The 14,733-nt window shown below is 65.4% G+C and carries 12 protein-coding genes; 10 read left to right on the top strand and 2 right to left on the bottom strand.

Annotated elements, in window-relative coordinates; translation table 11 throughout:
- Nucleotides 1–67: 67 nt before the first annotated feature.
- A complete protein-coding gene (locus JS528_RS05190) occupies nt 68–667 on the bottom strand; it encodes a response regulator transcription factor (protein WP_214358034.1) in 600 nt (199 codons plus the stop codon).
- Nucleotides 668–822: 155 nt separating this feature from the next.
- On the opposite strand from JS528_RS05190, the gene JS528_RS05185 reads away from it, so the two are divergent.
- The 5 genes from JS528_RS05185 (at nt 823) to JS528_RS05165 (ending at nt 4,936) form a co-directional block, all read left to right on the top strand.
- Nucleotides 823–1,221, top strand: coding sequence for a lactococcin 972 family bacteriocin (locus JS528_RS05185; protein ID WP_214358033.1), 399 nt, complete (start codon nt 823–825; stop codon nt 1,219–1,221).
- A 64-nt stretch (nt 1,222–1,285) separates the two neighbouring features.
- A complete protein-coding gene (locus JS528_RS05180) occupies nt 1,286–1,939 on the top strand; it encodes a hypothetical protein (RefSeq protein ID WP_214358032.1) in 654 nt (217 codons plus the stop codon).
- On the top strand, nt 1,936–3,165 hold the full coding sequence (locus JS528_RS05175) for a hypothetical protein (RefSeq protein WP_214358031.1): 1,230 nt from the start codon (nt 1,936–1,938) through the stop codon (nt 3,163–3,165). The genes JS528_RS05180 and JS528_RS05175 overlap by 4 nt, the downstream gene beginning before the upstream one ends.
- Entirely contained in the window at nt 3,159–3,830 is a 672-nt protein-coding gene (locus tag JS528_RS05170; protein WP_240541342.1) for an ATP-binding cassette domain-containing protein, read from the top strand. Before JS528_RS05175 ends, JS528_RS05170 begins: the two co-directional genes overlap by 7 nt.
- Nucleotides 3,827–4,936, top strand: a complete 1,110-nt coding sequence (locus JS528_RS05165; RefSeq protein WP_214358030.1) for a hypothetical protein — start codon at nt 3,827–3,829, stop codon at nt 4,934–4,936. The genes JS528_RS05170 and JS528_RS05165 overlap by 4 nt, the downstream gene beginning before the upstream one ends.
- Before the next feature lie 7 nt (nt 4,937–4,943).
- On the opposite strand, the gene JS528_RS05160 is transcribed toward JS528_RS05165, so the two are convergent.
- Nucleotides 4,944–6,047: a LacI family DNA-binding transcriptional regulator gene (locus tag JS528_RS05160; RefSeq protein WP_214358029.1), complete on the bottom strand. Its 1,104-nt coding sequence runs from the start codon at nt 6,045–6,047 to the stop codon at nt 4,944–4,946.
- Between the two features lie 256 nt (nt 6,048–6,303).
- On the opposite strand from JS528_RS05160, the gene JS528_RS05155 reads away from it, so the two are divergent.
- From JS528_RS05155 to JS528_RS05135, 5 genes are all read left to right on the top strand, one after another.
- Complete coding sequence (locus tag JS528_RS05155) at nt 6,304–7,449, top strand: glycerate kinase family protein (RefSeq protein ID WP_214358028.1); 1,146 nt, start codon at nt 6,304–6,306, stop codon at nt 7,447–7,449.
- A 25-nt stretch (nt 7,450–7,474) separates the two neighbouring features.
- Entirely contained in the window at nt 7,475–9,607 is a 2,133-nt protein-coding gene (locus JS528_RS05150) for a glycoside hydrolase family 36 protein (RefSeq protein WP_214358120.1), read from the top strand.
- Between the two features lie 47 nt (nt 9,608–9,654).
- Entirely contained in the window at nt 9,655–11,316 is a 1,662-nt protein-coding gene (locus JS528_RS05145; RefSeq protein ID WP_214358027.1) for a glycoside hydrolase family 43 protein, read from the top strand.
- A gap of 35 nt (nt 11,317–11,351) precedes the next feature.
- Nucleotides 11,352–12,239, top strand: coding sequence for a sugar phosphate isomerase/epimerase family protein (locus JS528_RS05140; RefSeq protein WP_214358026.1), 888 nt, complete (start codon nt 11,352–11,354; stop codon nt 12,237–12,239).
- Between the two features lie 1,163 nt (nt 12,240–13,402).
- Complete coding sequence (locus tag JS528_RS05135; RefSeq protein ID WP_214358025.1) at nt 13,403–14,731, top strand: ABC transporter substrate-binding protein; 1,329 nt, start codon at nt 13,403–13,405, stop codon at nt 14,729–14,731.
- Nucleotides 14,732–14,733: the final 2 nt, after the last annotated feature.

Below are 14,733 nucleotides of genomic sequence, written 5' to 3'. Positions count from 1 at the left end.
TATGGATATGGTCCTTCCGAAGAACGGAAGATGAGGACGGATGGCGTTCACGTTCGGCTCCCGGCCGTCATGGCAGCAGATGCAGGCGGACGCACTTGGCCACGGCCTCAATGCGGTTGCGGGCGCCCAGTTTGCTCAGTGCCCGGGATTCGTACGACCAGAGGGTGCTTTTGGACAATCCCATGAGATCCATGATCTCCCTCGTCGTGCGCCCGTCCGCGTAATGCCCCAGAACCTCCAGCTCGCGCGGGGACAGCTCATGGCGCGTCGCGTCGTCGGATGCGTCGTCGTCCGGCGACGCGAGCGATCCGGCTCGGTACGCGTCGACGATCGTCCGCGGAAGGCCGGTGAAGTCGTCCTTTCTGACGATGGCGTACAGGTCGTCGCGATGCTCCCGATCGTCGTACGGGGCCGGGTCGTATGCGGTGACGCCGACGAATCGTACGTCGGGAACAGCCTGTCGGATGCGATGGCAGACATCGATGCCGGTGGTGCCGTCCAACGCCATGTCGACGAGTAGTACGTCCGGTCTGCTGACCCGGTCGATGCAGGACTGGACGGCGACCGCCGGGAACCGGGTGTCCCACAGGAAGTCGAACGCCCCGTGCCGCTGTAGCAGCATCCGGAACATCTTCAGCGACAACAGATCGTTGTCCAGCACCGCCATGCGGATCCGCGGCGTATCGTTCATAGTCATAACCCCCATTATTCACCGCTTCGAATCTCATGCCGGTCAGCGTCCGGCACAAGCTGGCGTCCGTGCCTCTTTGGCTAGCACAATAATCATCAGATCGCGAGCGTAGCGATCAAGGAGAATATCTAATGAGCAAGAAAACAGTTTCCTTTATGTTGGCAGCACTGCTGGCCATTACCTCATCTGTCGGGGCGGTCACCGCGCAAGCAGAGGACTATGGTGACGATGTAGATTCTGGCATGGTAGCAAATGTTCCAGAAGGAAAATTTACTGTTGACGACACCAATCCGATTCTCCGAACCACTAGAATAGTAGGCGGTGGTACATGGGTTTATGGTAGTTACATCACGCGTGGAGAGAAAGTATGCTATTCACACTACAAGAATAATAAGGTTTATCATTGGGCCTCCGTCTCCATTGGTGGCAAATCGGCAACCGGTACTGCACCGGCCGGACAATGGGCGTATATCTCGGAGACGGGACCTATTTTCAGTACTTGCGATGCCTTCTGGGGTAAAAATAATTAACGAGTAGCTGTTGTCTATATCAATCGATATAGACAACAGCCACAACATATTAGAGGATAAGACCATGTCTCGTCGATTTGTCATAGCGGCCTTGATTCTTTGTTTTTCATTTTTTTCCGTTTCTGGTTGCGGCTACACTGTTTCATCTGAGCAAAAAAATGCTGGCAATTCATCTAACGAAATTTCCACTTCTGATGGAACTTCTTTCAGAGGTATTTACGCATCGCAATTTCGCAAAGCGTATGACGGCACCAAGAGCGATTTGGTGAAGAAGATCCTCAAGGACGGCGGGATCACCAAGGCCGAGATCTCCGAATTCGAGACGACGTATGCGCAGTGCCTCGCAAGCAAGGGGCTGAAGCTCACTAACCATCTGGACGCCTCATCTGAAGTCCATACCTCCATGATCGATAACAACATGTCCGCCGATGAGGCGAACAACGCAAGGGAATACTGTGATACGACGACGGGATACGACAATCTCATGCCCTTGTACCAGCAAATCAGCACGAACCCCAACAACATCAGCGCCGATGCGTTCGACGGAAAGATCGTGGATTGCCTGAAGAAGCACAACCTCGTCGACAAGTCCATGACCGTCAAGGACTATAAGCAACTGATGAACGACGACGAGGAATACGCGAAGCTCATGGAGAAGATGCCGGATAAGCAGCAGCAATTCCATGAGTGCGAAGTCAATCCGATGGATCTGCAATGAGCGTCAATCATTCGTGGCCGTCGCGCCGCTTCCGCATCCGCGCGAACGGCAACGGCGTCGTCTGGTCGGTGAGGGCGCTGCTCGCCGTGGTCCTGATCGCGTCGGGCGCGTGCGCGGCGTTCCTGATCTCACCCGAGCCCACGCCCGGGGAACTGGACAGCACGTCCGTGCACGCCGTCGCGGTCCGCGCGTCCAGCGAATCGTACGACGACTCGCGCGATGTCAAGGTGACCGTCACCCCCGGCTCCGGCCAGAACGTGACGTTCCCGACATCCGGAGTGGTCACGTCGATCGACTGCACCGCCGGAGCGACCATCGCCTCGGGCACGAGCTTCGTGTCCGTCGACGGCGTACCGCTGCTGGCGCTGGCCACGGACACCCCGCCGTACCGCGATCTGACGTCCGGTGTGAAGGGCGACGACGCACGATCGCTCAACGATGCCCTGCGCACGTTGGGATACGCGGCCCCGAACGGCAACATGGTGACGTGGAACACGATCACGGCGTTCAATCGTGCCGCCGGCAAGGTCGGCGCCGCGCAGGTCGACGCGGCCGACGGCTGGACCATCACCCCGGAATCGTTCGTCTGGCTCGATGCTCCGTCCGCGACGCTCGTTTCCTGCCAGACGGCCAAGGGATCCACGATCGCGGCCGGCGGCGCCATGATGACGGTACGCACTCAACCCGCGCGGGCCACGGTCGCGGCGCCGTCCGATGAGACCGTGACCGGCAAGCGTGTGCTGGTCGTCGACGATCAGCCATACGATCTGCCCGCCGCGGACGGGGCGGGGGCGATCGCACTTCGCGACCCGTCCGTCATCGCGGCCATCGTCGGCAGCGACGCATACCGGTCGGCGGCGTCCTCCGCGACGTCGGGCTCCGGCTCGTCCGACTCCTCGGCATCGTCATCCGGCGAATCCGGCGCCGATTCCGGCGGGGCTACCGTGGACGGCGGTTCCTCCGACTCGCAGACCACGGCAACGGCGCCTTCCGCTACCGTCACCGTGACGCTCACAAGCCGACTGCAACACCCCGTCACCGTATGGGACGTCCCGCCGTCCTCGATCTACGGACTCAACGGTACGGGCGGCTGCGTGGTCTCCGACGGGAAGAACCGACATGTCACGATCGTCGCCTCCGAACTCGGCAAAACCAAGGTGACCGTGGCCGGAAATGGCCGGCTCGGCCGGGTGCTCGCCGAACCGGCGGGGAGCCGGACATGCTGACGCGCGACATCGCAGACACGGCCGTCATGGCCGACGCCGACGACATGCGGGACCCCCGTGAACCGCGCGTCGTCCTGCGTGACGTCGGCCACGGATTCCACGGCCCGCACGACCTGTTCCGTGGCATGACCATGACGTTGCTGCCGGGACACGTGTACGCCCTGGTCGGTCCGTCCGGTTCGGGCAAGAGCACGCTGCTGTCCATCATGGCCGGATGGTGCGCGCCCGCCGAAGGCAGCGTCGAACGGACCGACATCGACAAGGTCACATGGGTGTTTCAGAATCCGCAGGGCGTGGCGAGGCGGACCGCGCGCGACCATGTTGCGCTGCCGCTTCTCGCGCAGGGGCTCGCCCCAAACGAGGCCGACCGGCGCGCCGACGAGCTGCTGGCGAGATTCGGCCTCGAACAGCAGGGCGACCGACCGTTCCGCGACCTGTCCGGCGGCGAGGCCGAGCGTCTGATGCTCGCCCGCGGCATCGCCACGCACGCCGGCCTGCTGCTGGTCGACGAGCCCACTGCGCAGCTCGATATGCATATGGCCCGGACCGTCAACCGTCATCTGGGCGCGCTGTCGTCGGCCGGCGTGATCGTGGTCGTCGCCACACACGACGAACGGACGCGCGACGCCGCGACCGACGTCATCGACCTGAAGGACTACCAATGACATCGCCGATGCGATTCGACGCCATCCTGCGCGAGGCGTGGCGCAACGTGATCAGCGGCACCAGCCGCATCTGCTGCTGCGCGCTGGCCTTCGCGCTGTGCGCCGGAGGCTGTGCGCTCGCCGACTACACCCAGATCGACGCATCGATTGCGCAAGCCGATCGGTGGGTCTCCTCCGGCGCGTCCACGTACCTGATCTCCGCACCGGGCGGAATCGACGGACAGGCGTGCGAGCGTCTCGGACAGGTGAGCGGCGTGCGTGCCGCCGGGGCCGTGCGACTGCTGGGCCGGAAGCTGACGTTCGCCACGCTGCCGTCATCAGGCATCCCCGAATATGAGACGACCCCACATGCGGCGCAGGCGTTGGGCATGACCGGGGCGACGGCGCGACAGGACGACGCGGCGAACGGCAGCGTTATCCTGTCGCGCGAGGCCGCCGATGCGCTCGGCACCGAGGCCGGCAGCATGCAGCGACTGGCGAACGGCGGAACGGTGCGCATCGCCGGCATCTACGCCTATCCGGATGACGGCAGACAGAACGACTTCGAATACGCGGTTCTGAGCGAGGTCTCCTCGGACAGCGCGTTCGATACATGTCTCGTGCGCGCGTGGCCCGTCCCGGACGACATCGAATCGCTGCTCTACCTGACCGTTCGGAGTGCGGCGTCGTCGGACGACGACCGGCCGCAGGTGCGGCAGCTCAACACCACGCTGGGAAGCACGCCTCCCGATGCGGCCGGCTATCATGCGCGGCTTACATCATGGGCGCCGGCGGCCATGCTCGCGCTCGGCGTGCTGTCGGGATGGGCGCTCACGTATGCGCGGCGGCTGGAGCTCGCCAGCGCCCTGCACGCGGGATACCCGAAGACCGGTCTGCTCGCGCAGTGTCTGATTGAATCGGGAATCGCCCTTGCGGCCGGATGCACGGTGACCGCTCCGGTCCTCGCCTATGCGGTTGACGGAGCGGGGGCGTCGGACGGGATGATGATGTTCGCGACCCTGACGCGCATCCCATTGGCCGGATGCTGCGGCGTGCTGCTCGGCACCGCGATCGTCGTGCTGACGGTGCGGGAGAGCCGACTATTCGCCTACTTCCGGGATAGGTGAGTCGCCCCTACCGCCGCGGCAGGGAGCCGCGCAGGACCACGTCGGGCGCGCTCTGCACGTAGATCAGGCGGTTGGCGGACCCGCCGTCCGCCGCCTCGTCGCGCTTGGCGAGGATGGCGTCGACCGCGGCCTGCCCCATCTGGTCGAGCGGCAGATGGACGGTCGTCAGCGGCGGGTACACGTCCGCCGAGTAGGGGATGTCGCCGAATCCGGTGACGCCCACGTCCTCGCCCGGCTCGATGCCGTTGGCGCGCAGAGCCGTCATCGCGCCGATCGCCATGACGTCGTTCAGGGCGACGACCGAGTCGATGCCTCGCCCGTCGTACAGCGCCTCGTCGCCGGGCTTGAGCAGCCCCGAGCGCGCCATCTGCATGATGGCCGCGTAGCCCTCGGTGCGGCTGAACTTGCCGTTGGCGACGGCGCGCGGGTCGATCTCGATGCCGGCGTCGGCGAACACCTCGCGCACGGCCGTCAGACGCTCGTGCGACGAGCGGTGCGTCTCGTCGCCCCTGAGGATCACGGGCCGCGAGTAGCCCGAGTCGACGATGAGCTTGGCGACGGCGCGGGCGCCGACGTCATTGGCCACGTCCACGGCCGGGAACGGCAGGTTGCGGTTGAGGATGAACACCGCGCGTCCGCCGGTCGACTCGTACTGCCGAAGCTCGTTCGTCAGGTCGTCGCGTTCGGGCGCGTTGACGTATTCGCTCTCCGAGATGATGATGCCGCGCGGGCGGGTGGCGGTGGCCTTGCGCACGGCCTCGAGCTCCTCGTGCGGGGTGGCGGCCACGCCGATGGTCACGGAGATGCCGCGTTCGGCCGCGGCCTTGACCACGCCCTGCGAGACGGCCGCGAAGTACGGGTCGGAGATGTCAGAGACGAGCAGGACGATGTTCGGCGCCGTGCCCTTGGCGACGGCCTGCGCGTAGGCGTTGGGCCGGTAGTTGAGCTTGGTGGCGGCCTCCATCACCTTCACGTACGATTGGTTGCGCACCTTGCGCGTGCTGCCGTTGAGCACGCGGGATGCGGTGGCGATGGAGACGTTGGCCTCGCGGGCGACGTCCATCAGCGTCGCGGGCGACTGCGCCTTGTCCTTGTCGTTCTGAACTGCCATGATTCCCTGCCGGTCCGATTCTGTTGTTCCGTGAGCGCTCCCCGCCGTCCTCCATGGACGCGCGGCCCGCGATGTGTGGACGCGCGATATGGAAAACGCTCTTAACCGTTTACCGCAATAATAGACCGGCTTATCGCCGAATGCGAGCAACGACGCGCGAAAACGGAACGAATTGCTCGAAATCCGGAAGGGTGTTTCTCAAGAAAATACGGTAAGCGTTTTCCGTTCCGGCGTGTCGCGGGGTATGCTGGGATGCATGACGCGATACCTATGCGCCCCCGACTCGTTCAAGGAGAGCCTGACCGCCATGGAGGCGGCGCAGGCGATGGCCCGGGGGATCAAGAACGCGGACCCCGAGGCCGAGGTCCGATGCCTGCCGATGGCCGACGGCGGCGAGGGCACCACCCGCGCGCTCGTCGACGCGACCGGCGGCACCATGCACACCATCGACGCCCACGACCCGCTCGGACGCCCGGTCAGGGCCACCTTCGGGCTGCTCGGCGACGGCTCGACCGCCGTGGTCGAAACGGCCGAGGCGAGCGGTCTCGCACTGCTGAAGCCGGAAGAGCGCGACCCGCTCGTCGCTTCCTCGTACGGCACCGGCGAACTCATCCGCGCCGCCCTCGACGCGGGCGCCAAGCGCATCCTCGTCGGGCTCGGCGGCTCCGCCACCAACGACGCCGGCGCAGGCATCCTCCAGGCGTTGGGGGCGAAGCTGCTCGACGGCTACGGCCGGGAGCTCGCCCCCGGCGGCGCGGTCCTCGCCGGAATCGACCACATCGATCTGACCGGTCTCGACGCACGCCTCAAGGACGTCGAGATCGTCGCCGCCTGCGACGTGACCAACCCGCTGACCGGTCCGAACGGCGCCAGCGCCGTGTTCGGCCCGCAGAAGGGCGCCTCGCCCGACGACGTCGCCTTGCTCGACAAGGCGCTCACCCGCTTCGCCATCGTCGTCGAACGCCAGCTCGACGTGCGCATCGCCGACCGCCCCGGCGCGGGCGCCGCCGGCGGCATCGGCGCCGCGATGCTCTCGTTCCTGCACGCGCGCTTCATGCCCGGCATCGACCTCGTCATCGAGCAGTCCGGCCTCGACGAGGCCGCCCGGTGGGCCGACGTCGTGCTCACCGGCGAGGGCTCCATCGACTTCCAGACCAAGTTCGGCAAGACCCCGGCCGGCGTGGCCAGGACCGCCAAGAGGCACGGCAAGCCCGTCATCGCCATCGCCGGACACATCGGCAGAGGCATCGGCGAACTGCACGCCGTCGGCATCGACGCGGTCTTCGGCATCGCCCCCGGCGCCGCCACGCTCGACGACCTCCTGAAGCACGCCGCCGACAACGTCGCGTTCACCGCCGAACAGGTCGCGCGCACGCTGGCGCTCGGCGCGACGATGCACTGAGGACCAAGGAAGGAACAACCGCATCATGCGAACCACACTGCGCACCGTGACCGTCGCGAACCTCACCGCCGTCTACCGCAGGGACGACGAGACCGGCGTCGTCGAACTGGTCCTGACGCCCACCGACCACGCGGGGGAACTCACGCGCGACGACTGCGCCGCCGAACCGCTCGTCCAGGCCAAGATCGTCGGCGACGACTACCCGTTCGGCTTCAGCCAGGGCCGCACCATGAGGAACGCCAAGACCGTCACCGACCACATGACCTACGAGGACCCGGTCATCAAGGCCGACCGCACCGGCGACATCACCGTGACCACGCGCGTGAACGACGACCGCGGCCTCCACTACGATCACACGCTCTCCCTCACCCCGAAGAGCCGCGCCGCCGAGGTCCGCACGTCCGTCGTCAACGACTCCGACAAGCCGGTCACCCTCGAGATGCTCTCCAGCTTCACGCTCGGCTCGCTCTCGCCGTTCGAACAGGGCCTCGACCCGGAGAACCTCGTCCTGCACCGCATGCGCAGCACGTGGAGCGCCGAGGGCCGCCTCCTCTCGCAGCCCGTCGAGGACCTCGAGCTCGAACCCAGCTGGCAGAGGTTCTCCGCCAACTCCGTGCGCTTCGGCTCGATCGGCAGCTTCCCGGTGCGCGAATGGGTGCCGTTCGTCGGGCTCACCGACACGCGCGCCGGCGTCACCTGGGCCGCGGCCACCACCCACGCCTCCAGCTGGCAGATCGAGGCGTACCGCCGCGACGACGGCCTGTCACTCTCCGGCGGCATCGCCGACCGCGAATTCGGCCAGTGGACGAAGATGCTCGCCCCCGGCGAACGCTTCGACGCGCCGTACGCGGTCGTCACCGTCGTCGACGGCGGCGTCGACGAGGCCGCGCAGGCGCTCGCCGGCAACGTGAGGAAGGACCTCAAGGTCCCGGAGAGCGAGGGCCACCTGCCGATCATCTTCAACGAGTTCTGCTCGACGTGGGGCCAGCCCACCGAAGCGAGCGTCCTGAAGCAGCTCGACGTCGTCAGGAAGCTCGGCGTCGAATACTTCGTCATCGACGCCGGCTGGTTCGACGACCAGGCGTTCGAGGCCGCCAGCCGCTTCGGCAAGTGGGAGGTCAGCGGGAAGGCGTTCCCGAACGGCATGAGGCCGGTCGTCGACAAAATCCACGAGGCGGGCCTCAAGGCCGGGATCTGGTTCGAGTTCGAGATCGCCGGCCGCGAGGAGCCCGACTGCTTCGACAAGGCCGAATGGCTGTTGAAGCGCGACGGCGTGCCGATCACCTCCGGCAACCGCCGCTGGTGGGACATGAGGAACCCCGAGGTGCGCGAATACCTCGCCCGCAAGGTCATCGACTTCCTCAAGGACAACGGCTTTGACTACATGAAGGTCGACTACAACGACACCATCGGCATCGGCTGCGAGACCCCGGGGAACCCGGACGCCTCGCTGGGGGAGGGGCTGTACGACCAGATCCGGGCGTCGCAGGCGTTCTTCCGCCGCATCCGCGAGGAGCTGCCCGACCTCATGATCGAAATCTGCGCGTCCGGCGGCCACCGCCTCGTGCAGAGCTTCATGACCATCGGCGCGATGGCCAGCTTCTCCGACTGCCACGAATGCGACTACATCCCGATCGTCGCCGGCAACATGCACCGCATGATCCTGCCGCGCCAGTCCCAGATCTGGGCCGTGGTGCGCCAGGAGGCCCCGGCCGACAAGCTCTACTACCAGATCTGCTCCGGTCTGCTGGGGCGCCTCTGCTTCAGCGGCGACGCGACCGCGTTCGCCGGGCGCAAGGAGGAGATCATCACCGAGGGCGTCGCGTTCTACCGCAAGGCCGCGCCGATCATCGACCGCGGCGAGAGCCACTGGGCCGGCCCGCACGTCGCCAGCTACGCCCACCCGCGCGGCTGGCAGGCCATCGTGCGCGACGGCTCGCGCGGCGCGGAGGGCGCCGACGGACGCGCGCTCGTCGTGCTGCACACGTTCCACGACGCGCCCGAGCACGTCGAGATTCCGGTCGAGGGCTTCGCGAAGGATGCGCCGATCGCCGCCGCGTTCCACCGCCCCGGACTCGAGCTCTCCTACGCCGACGGCACGCTCAGGATCGACGGCCTGACGGACTTCGACGGCGTCGCCGTCATCCTCGGCGAATGACGCGATACGCAACGACGGGATACCTACATACAAGGAGCCACACACCAATGACCACGATGATCACCAACCCGATCCTGCCGGGCTTCCACCCGGATTCGAGCGCCCTGCGCGTCGGCGACGACTACTACATCGCCGTCTCCACCTTCGAATGGTGGCCGGGCATCGACATCTACCACTCCAAGGACCTCGTCAACTGGGAGTGGGTCGCCGCCCCCGTCAACCGCGAATCGCAGGTCGACCTCCACGGCAACTACGACTCCGGATCCCTGTGGGCGCCGCACCTGAGCTACGCCGACGGGAAGTTCTGGCTCGTCTACACGGACGTCAAGACCTACGCGCCGTTCAAGGACACCCTCAACTACGTCATCACCGCGCCGGACATCACCGGCCCGTGGAGCGAACCGCACTTCCTGACCGCCTCCGGCTTCGACCCGGCCATCTTCCACGACGACGACGGCCGCAAGTGGTTCCTCAACATGCTCTACGACTACCGTCCGGGCCACGAGCTGTTCGCCGGCACCGTCATCCAGGAGTTCGACCCGAAGACCATGCAGCTGATCGGCGAGCGCAAGCACTTCTACAAGGGCACCAAGCTCGGCGTGTGCGAGGGCCCGCAGATCCTCAAGAAGGACGGCTGGTACTACCTCCTGTGCGCGGCCGGCGGCACCGGCTACATGCACGCCGCCACCGTGGCCCGCGCCCGCTCGCTCGAGGGGCCGTTCGAGGATTCGCCGTACACGCCGCTGCTGACGACCCGCGACGAGCCGGGCAACCCGCTGCAGAGGTCCGGCCACTGCTGCTTCCTTGAGATCGGCGACGAATGGTACATCACGCAGATCTGCGGCCGCCCGTTGACCGAACGCGGCAACTGCACGCTCGGCCGCGAGACCGGCATCCAGAAGATCCACTGGACCGAGGACGGCTGGCCGCGCCTCGTCAACAACACGATCAGCCCGGACCTGAAGGTCCCGGCGCCGAAGATCGCGCAGGGCGTCGTGCAGAGGACCGAACACTCCGAACGCGTCGAGTTCGAGGTGGACCGCGCCGCGCAGGCCGACGCGCCTCTTACTTCCGTGACCGATCCGGCCATCCCGCCGAGCCTCAAGACCCTGCGCGGGGCGCTGACGGCCGAGAAGGACTACTCGCTCACCGCCCGCCCGGGCTGGTTGCGCATCTATGGCGCCCAGTCGCTGCGCTCGCAGCACCACCAGACGCTGTTCGCCCGCCGTTGGGAGGCGTACGACTTCGACGCGGAGACCGTGCTCGATTTCGACCCGACCAACTACCAGCAGATGGCCGGCCTGATCCTCTACTACGACACGCAGAACTGGATCTACGCGTACGTCTCCTTCGACACCGAGGGCACCGACAGGCGCATCATCCAGGTGCTGCGCTGCGACCACGAGAACCTCGAATACGGCTCCGAGGCGATCGCGCTCGAGGACGGCCCGGTGCGCATCCGTGTGGAGGTCCGCCACGACAAGGCGCACTTCCACTTCGCGCAGGGCCCGGACATGCACGCCGACAACGTCCTGTGGAAGGCGATCGGCGGCGCCCAGCCGGCCGACCACATCAGCGACGACTACGTCGAGCGCACGATCAAGGGCTGCGCGTTCACCGGCGGCATGGTGGGCATCTGCTCGCAGGACATGGACGCGCACCGCTCGCACGCCGACTTCCAGTACTTCGACTACCGCGAACGGCACTGAGCACTTAGCAAACAACAACGAAAGGAACATCAACCATGACATGGGAACTGGCCGCGTCGACCCTCGGCGCACCGTACGATTCGATGGACGAGCTCGCCAAGACCTTCACCGCCACCGGCGTGACGAAGATCGAGGTCGCCGTCGGCGACGAGATGAAGTTCACGATGGCCTCCACCGACGACGAGCTCAAGGCGATGCGCGACGAGCTCGCGGAGAAGGCCGGCGTCTCGATCTTCGCCGTCGACTCGCGCGTGCAGGTGTGCAACACCGACCGCGAGGAGGACGAGCTGGTCGAGAGCCTCGAGCACTGCCTGCACATGGCCGACGTGCTCGGCGCCAGGTACGTGCGCGTCTTCCCGACCGCCCCGCTCGAGCCCAGCTGGGATCCGGACCGCCTGCCGGGCATGGTCCTGCCCAAGGGCATGAACCTCGCCGGTGTCTCCAAGCGCGGCGCCGAGATCATCGCCCGCGCCCTGCCGACCGCCGACAAGCTCGGCGTCCAGCCGCTCATCGAGACGCACGACAGCCACACCAACGGCGAGCGCAACGCAATCATCCACTACTACCTCGATAAGATCGCGCCCGGCAACCGGGTCGGCTCCATCTGGGATCTCGCCCACCCGTGGCGCGTCGGCGAGGCCCCGGCCACGACCTTCGAGTATTTGAAGCCCTACCTCGTGGGCGGTCGCGGCGTCGTGCAGATCAAGGACTGCGCGTTCCCCGGCGACCAGACCCCGGTGCTGCAGGGCACCGGCCGCGTCCCGCTGGCCGAATGCTGCAAGCTCCTCAAGGACGGCGGCTACACCGGCCCGCTCTCCCTCGAGTGGGAGCGCCGCTGGTACCCGCAGGTCGAGCCGCTCGAGGAGGCCCTCAAGGCCGCCGGCAAGGCCATCGAGGCCTTGCCGGCCGAATCCCAGCTGTGATCGCGTGACGTGCGCGTCCGTCCCGTCGTTCCGCAGGCGTCGACAGCGTGCCGCGGACCGGCGGGACGGACACCCGAACGCCGATCTCGTCTGTTTTCTTGTTCCCCATGCCGTGCGTCCGATCCGTGCGGTCGGTCCTCCTATGGGCCGGCCCCATACGGACCGACCCCCGTGCGGCGTGACCTTTTCCTTCGCATCACGGCGCATGGCCCGCCGGACGTGTTGCAACGCGTCCGACGGGCCATCGTCGTTCTTCCGGTGGGGCGAGACGTAAGCGGGAGTCGAAACGCAAGTGAAACGGGTCAAACCATAAGTCGGCGACGATGGAGGTTTATGGTTTGACCCGTTTACCCACTCCGAAACGGGATAAACCATAAACCCATGCCATCTCTGACTTATGGTTTGACCCGCTGGCTTATGGTGTGACCCGTTCCGCCGGAAATCGGTCGGTGATTCCGGACGTCAGGCCGCGACCGCAGGCACCGGGCCGACCGAGTCGCGCAGGACGAGCTTCGAGGCGAACGTGACGTGCATGTCGTCGCGCTCGAGCACGTCCGGCTCGAAGCACATGCGCGCCGCCCGCTCGCCGAGCGACGACTCCGCTCCGACCGTTACCCTTGTCGAGACCTGCTATGGGGTGGCCCGCAACCGAAATCGCCGTCGGGCGCTGATGGGACGTTCCGGTGTGCTTGAGCCCACCGCGAACGGCATCGAGTCGGTCGGACGCCCGGGGCGTGGGAGTGTGATCATGGACGACGGCGGGCGCATGACCATGCCGCTCGCGGCGACATCGTCCTGAATAGTGTCCTCGTCGCTTTTTCGGATTATTCCGTCACTTTTCGTCACGTTTTTCTTGTTTTTCGGCATGATTCGTCACGTTTTTCCGGATTATCGTGCAGGCGCTATGTTCGGCGTGGTCGTGCATCTGCCCGTTGGTGTGGTGGTCAAGCCGGTTCGCCGCTCGCGACACGCCCGGGGACAGAAGTTTTATCGATAATGTGGTTACGTAAACAACCCTTGTGGTAAGCGCTTTCCCAACAAAGATGCTGTAACCAGTATCATCATTGCTGTGGCGCGGTTTCCCTGGCTGTGTTATGCTCAAGGTGTTTCAGAAATGAAACTAGTTACAGAGCAGTACTATGAAGTACTAAGGAAGGTCAAAGATGAACGTTTCGCGTCGTTGGGCAAAGGTCGCCGTCGACGCCGCGGCCGCCGTGGGCATGCTGGTTCCGCTCGCCGCCTGCGGGAACTCCTCCGCCAATGGTTCCACCGATTCCAATGGGGTCACCACCATCGAGTGGTGGGGCTACGATCAAGGTCAGAAGGAGCAGGCCGACGCCTTCAACAAGTCCCAGGACAAGATCAAGGTCGTCTACAAGAAGCAGGCGTCCAACACCAAGGCCGAGGAGTCGCTGGTCAACACGGTCAAGGCCGGTTCCGGGGTCCCGGACCTGTTCGAGGCCGATATGGATTCAACGATCTCCCTGCTGGCGGACGGCACCATCCAGGACGTCAATCAGTACAAGCCGGACCTGTCCAAGCTGAACCCGAACGTCGTGAACTCGTTCAAGGTCGGCGACCAGCTGGCCGTCATCCCGTACAAGTCCTCCCCGCAGTTCATGATCGCCAACCAGAAGACCTTTGACGACAACGGCGTGAAGGTCCCGACCACCTGGGACGAGTTCATCCAGGCCGGCAAGGACCTGAAGGCCAAGAACCCGAACATCAAGATCTTCAACATGGCGGGCGAGGATCCGGCCATGCTTGTGCTCACCGCCCAGCAGTTCGGCGCCAAGTGGTACCAGGTCAAGGGCGACAAGTGGGTCATCGACATCAACGGTCCCGAGTCCAAGAAGGCCGTGAACTATCTGCAGCAGATTGTCGACAACGACATGTTCAGCCAGAAGACGTTCATCGAGTGGGACGCCCTGATGCAGTTCTTCCAGTCCGGCGATCTGGCGATGATCGGCACTTCGACGTGGCAGCTGTCCGCCTATCAGGCCAACTTCCAGAAGTCGCTCGGTGATTGGGTGGCCGTCGACTGGCCGAAGGAATCCGCCGACTCCAAGCTGGTCGCCCCGCTGAACGCCCAGGGCTACGCCATTCCGAAGGGCGCCAAGAACCCGCAGGCTGCCGTGACCTTCGCCACCTGGCTTGCCACCGATCCGACCGCCCTGAAGATCGCCGCCGATTCCACCAAGGGTTCCGGCGCCTTCCCGGCGCTGAAGGATTCGGCTCCCTACGTCTCCGCGTCCCTGCCCGACAAGCTCCTCAAGGACAAGCCCCAGGCCGAGACCGTCGTCAAGGACGCCGCCGATTCCGTTGCCCCGTACTCCACCGGTGTGAACTGGTCCTCGATGTACAAGCAGATGCAGGACCAGTGGGCGAAGTTCCTCAACAAGCAGACCACCGGCGAGCAGATGCTCGACTACCTGCAGAAGTGGACGCTCAACGACCTCAAGCAGAAGGGCATCAACGCCGAGGCCGCCTGATT

The organism is Bifidobacterium santillanense (genome assembly GCF_018555385.1).
Lineage (GTDB): Bacteria > Actinomycetota > Actinomycetes > Actinomycetales > Bifidobacteriaceae > Bifidobacterium > Bifidobacterium santillanense.
Note: the sequence above shows the minus strand (reverse complement) of the source record. Positions and strands in the feature narration are given on the sequence as shown.

Coding starts and splice junctions, on each gene's coding strand:
- JS528_RS05190 (WP_214358034.1), bottom strand. CDS start 667: ATGGCGGTGCTGGACAACGATCTGTTGTCGCTGAAGATGTTCCGGATG.
- JS528_RS05185 (WP_214358033.1), top strand. CDS start 823: ATGAGCAAGAAAACAGTTTCCTTTATGTTGGCAGCACTGCTGGCCATT.
- JS528_RS05180 (WP_214358032.1), top strand. CDS start 1,286: ATGTCTCGTCGATTTGTCATAGCGGCCTTGATTCTTTGTTTTTCATTT.
- JS528_RS05175 (WP_214358031.1), top strand. CDS start 1,936: ATGAGCGTCAATCATTCGTGGCCGTCGCGCCGCTTCCGCATCCGCGCG.
- JS528_RS05170 (WP_240541342.1), top strand. CDS start 3,159: ATGCTGACGCGCGACATCGCAGACACGGCCGTCATGGCCGACGCCGAC.
- JS528_RS05165 (WP_214358030.1), top strand. CDS start 3,827: ATGACATCGCCGATGCGATTCGACGCCATCCTGCGCGAGGCGTGGCGC.
- JS528_RS05160 (WP_214358029.1), bottom strand. CDS start 6,047: ATGGCAGTTCAGAACGACAAGGACAAGGCGCAGTCGCCCGCGACGCTG.
- JS528_RS05155 (WP_214358028.1), top strand. CDS start 6,304: ATGACGCGATACCTATGCGCCCCCGACTCGTTCAAGGAGAGCCTGACC.
- JS528_RS05150 (WP_214358120.1), top strand. CDS start 7,475: ATGCGAACCACACTGCGCACCGTGACCGTCGCGAACCTCACCGCCGTC.
- JS528_RS05145 (WP_214358027.1), top strand. CDS start 9,655: ATGACCACGATGATCACCAACCCGATCCTGCCGGGCTTCCACCCGGAT.
- JS528_RS05140 (WP_214358026.1), top strand. CDS start 11,352: ATGACATGGGAACTGGCCGCGTCGACCCTCGGCGCACCGTACGATTCG.
- JS528_RS05135 (WP_214358025.1), top strand. CDS start 13,403: ATGAACGTTTCGCGTCGTTGGGCAAAGGTCGCCGTCGACGCCGCGGCC.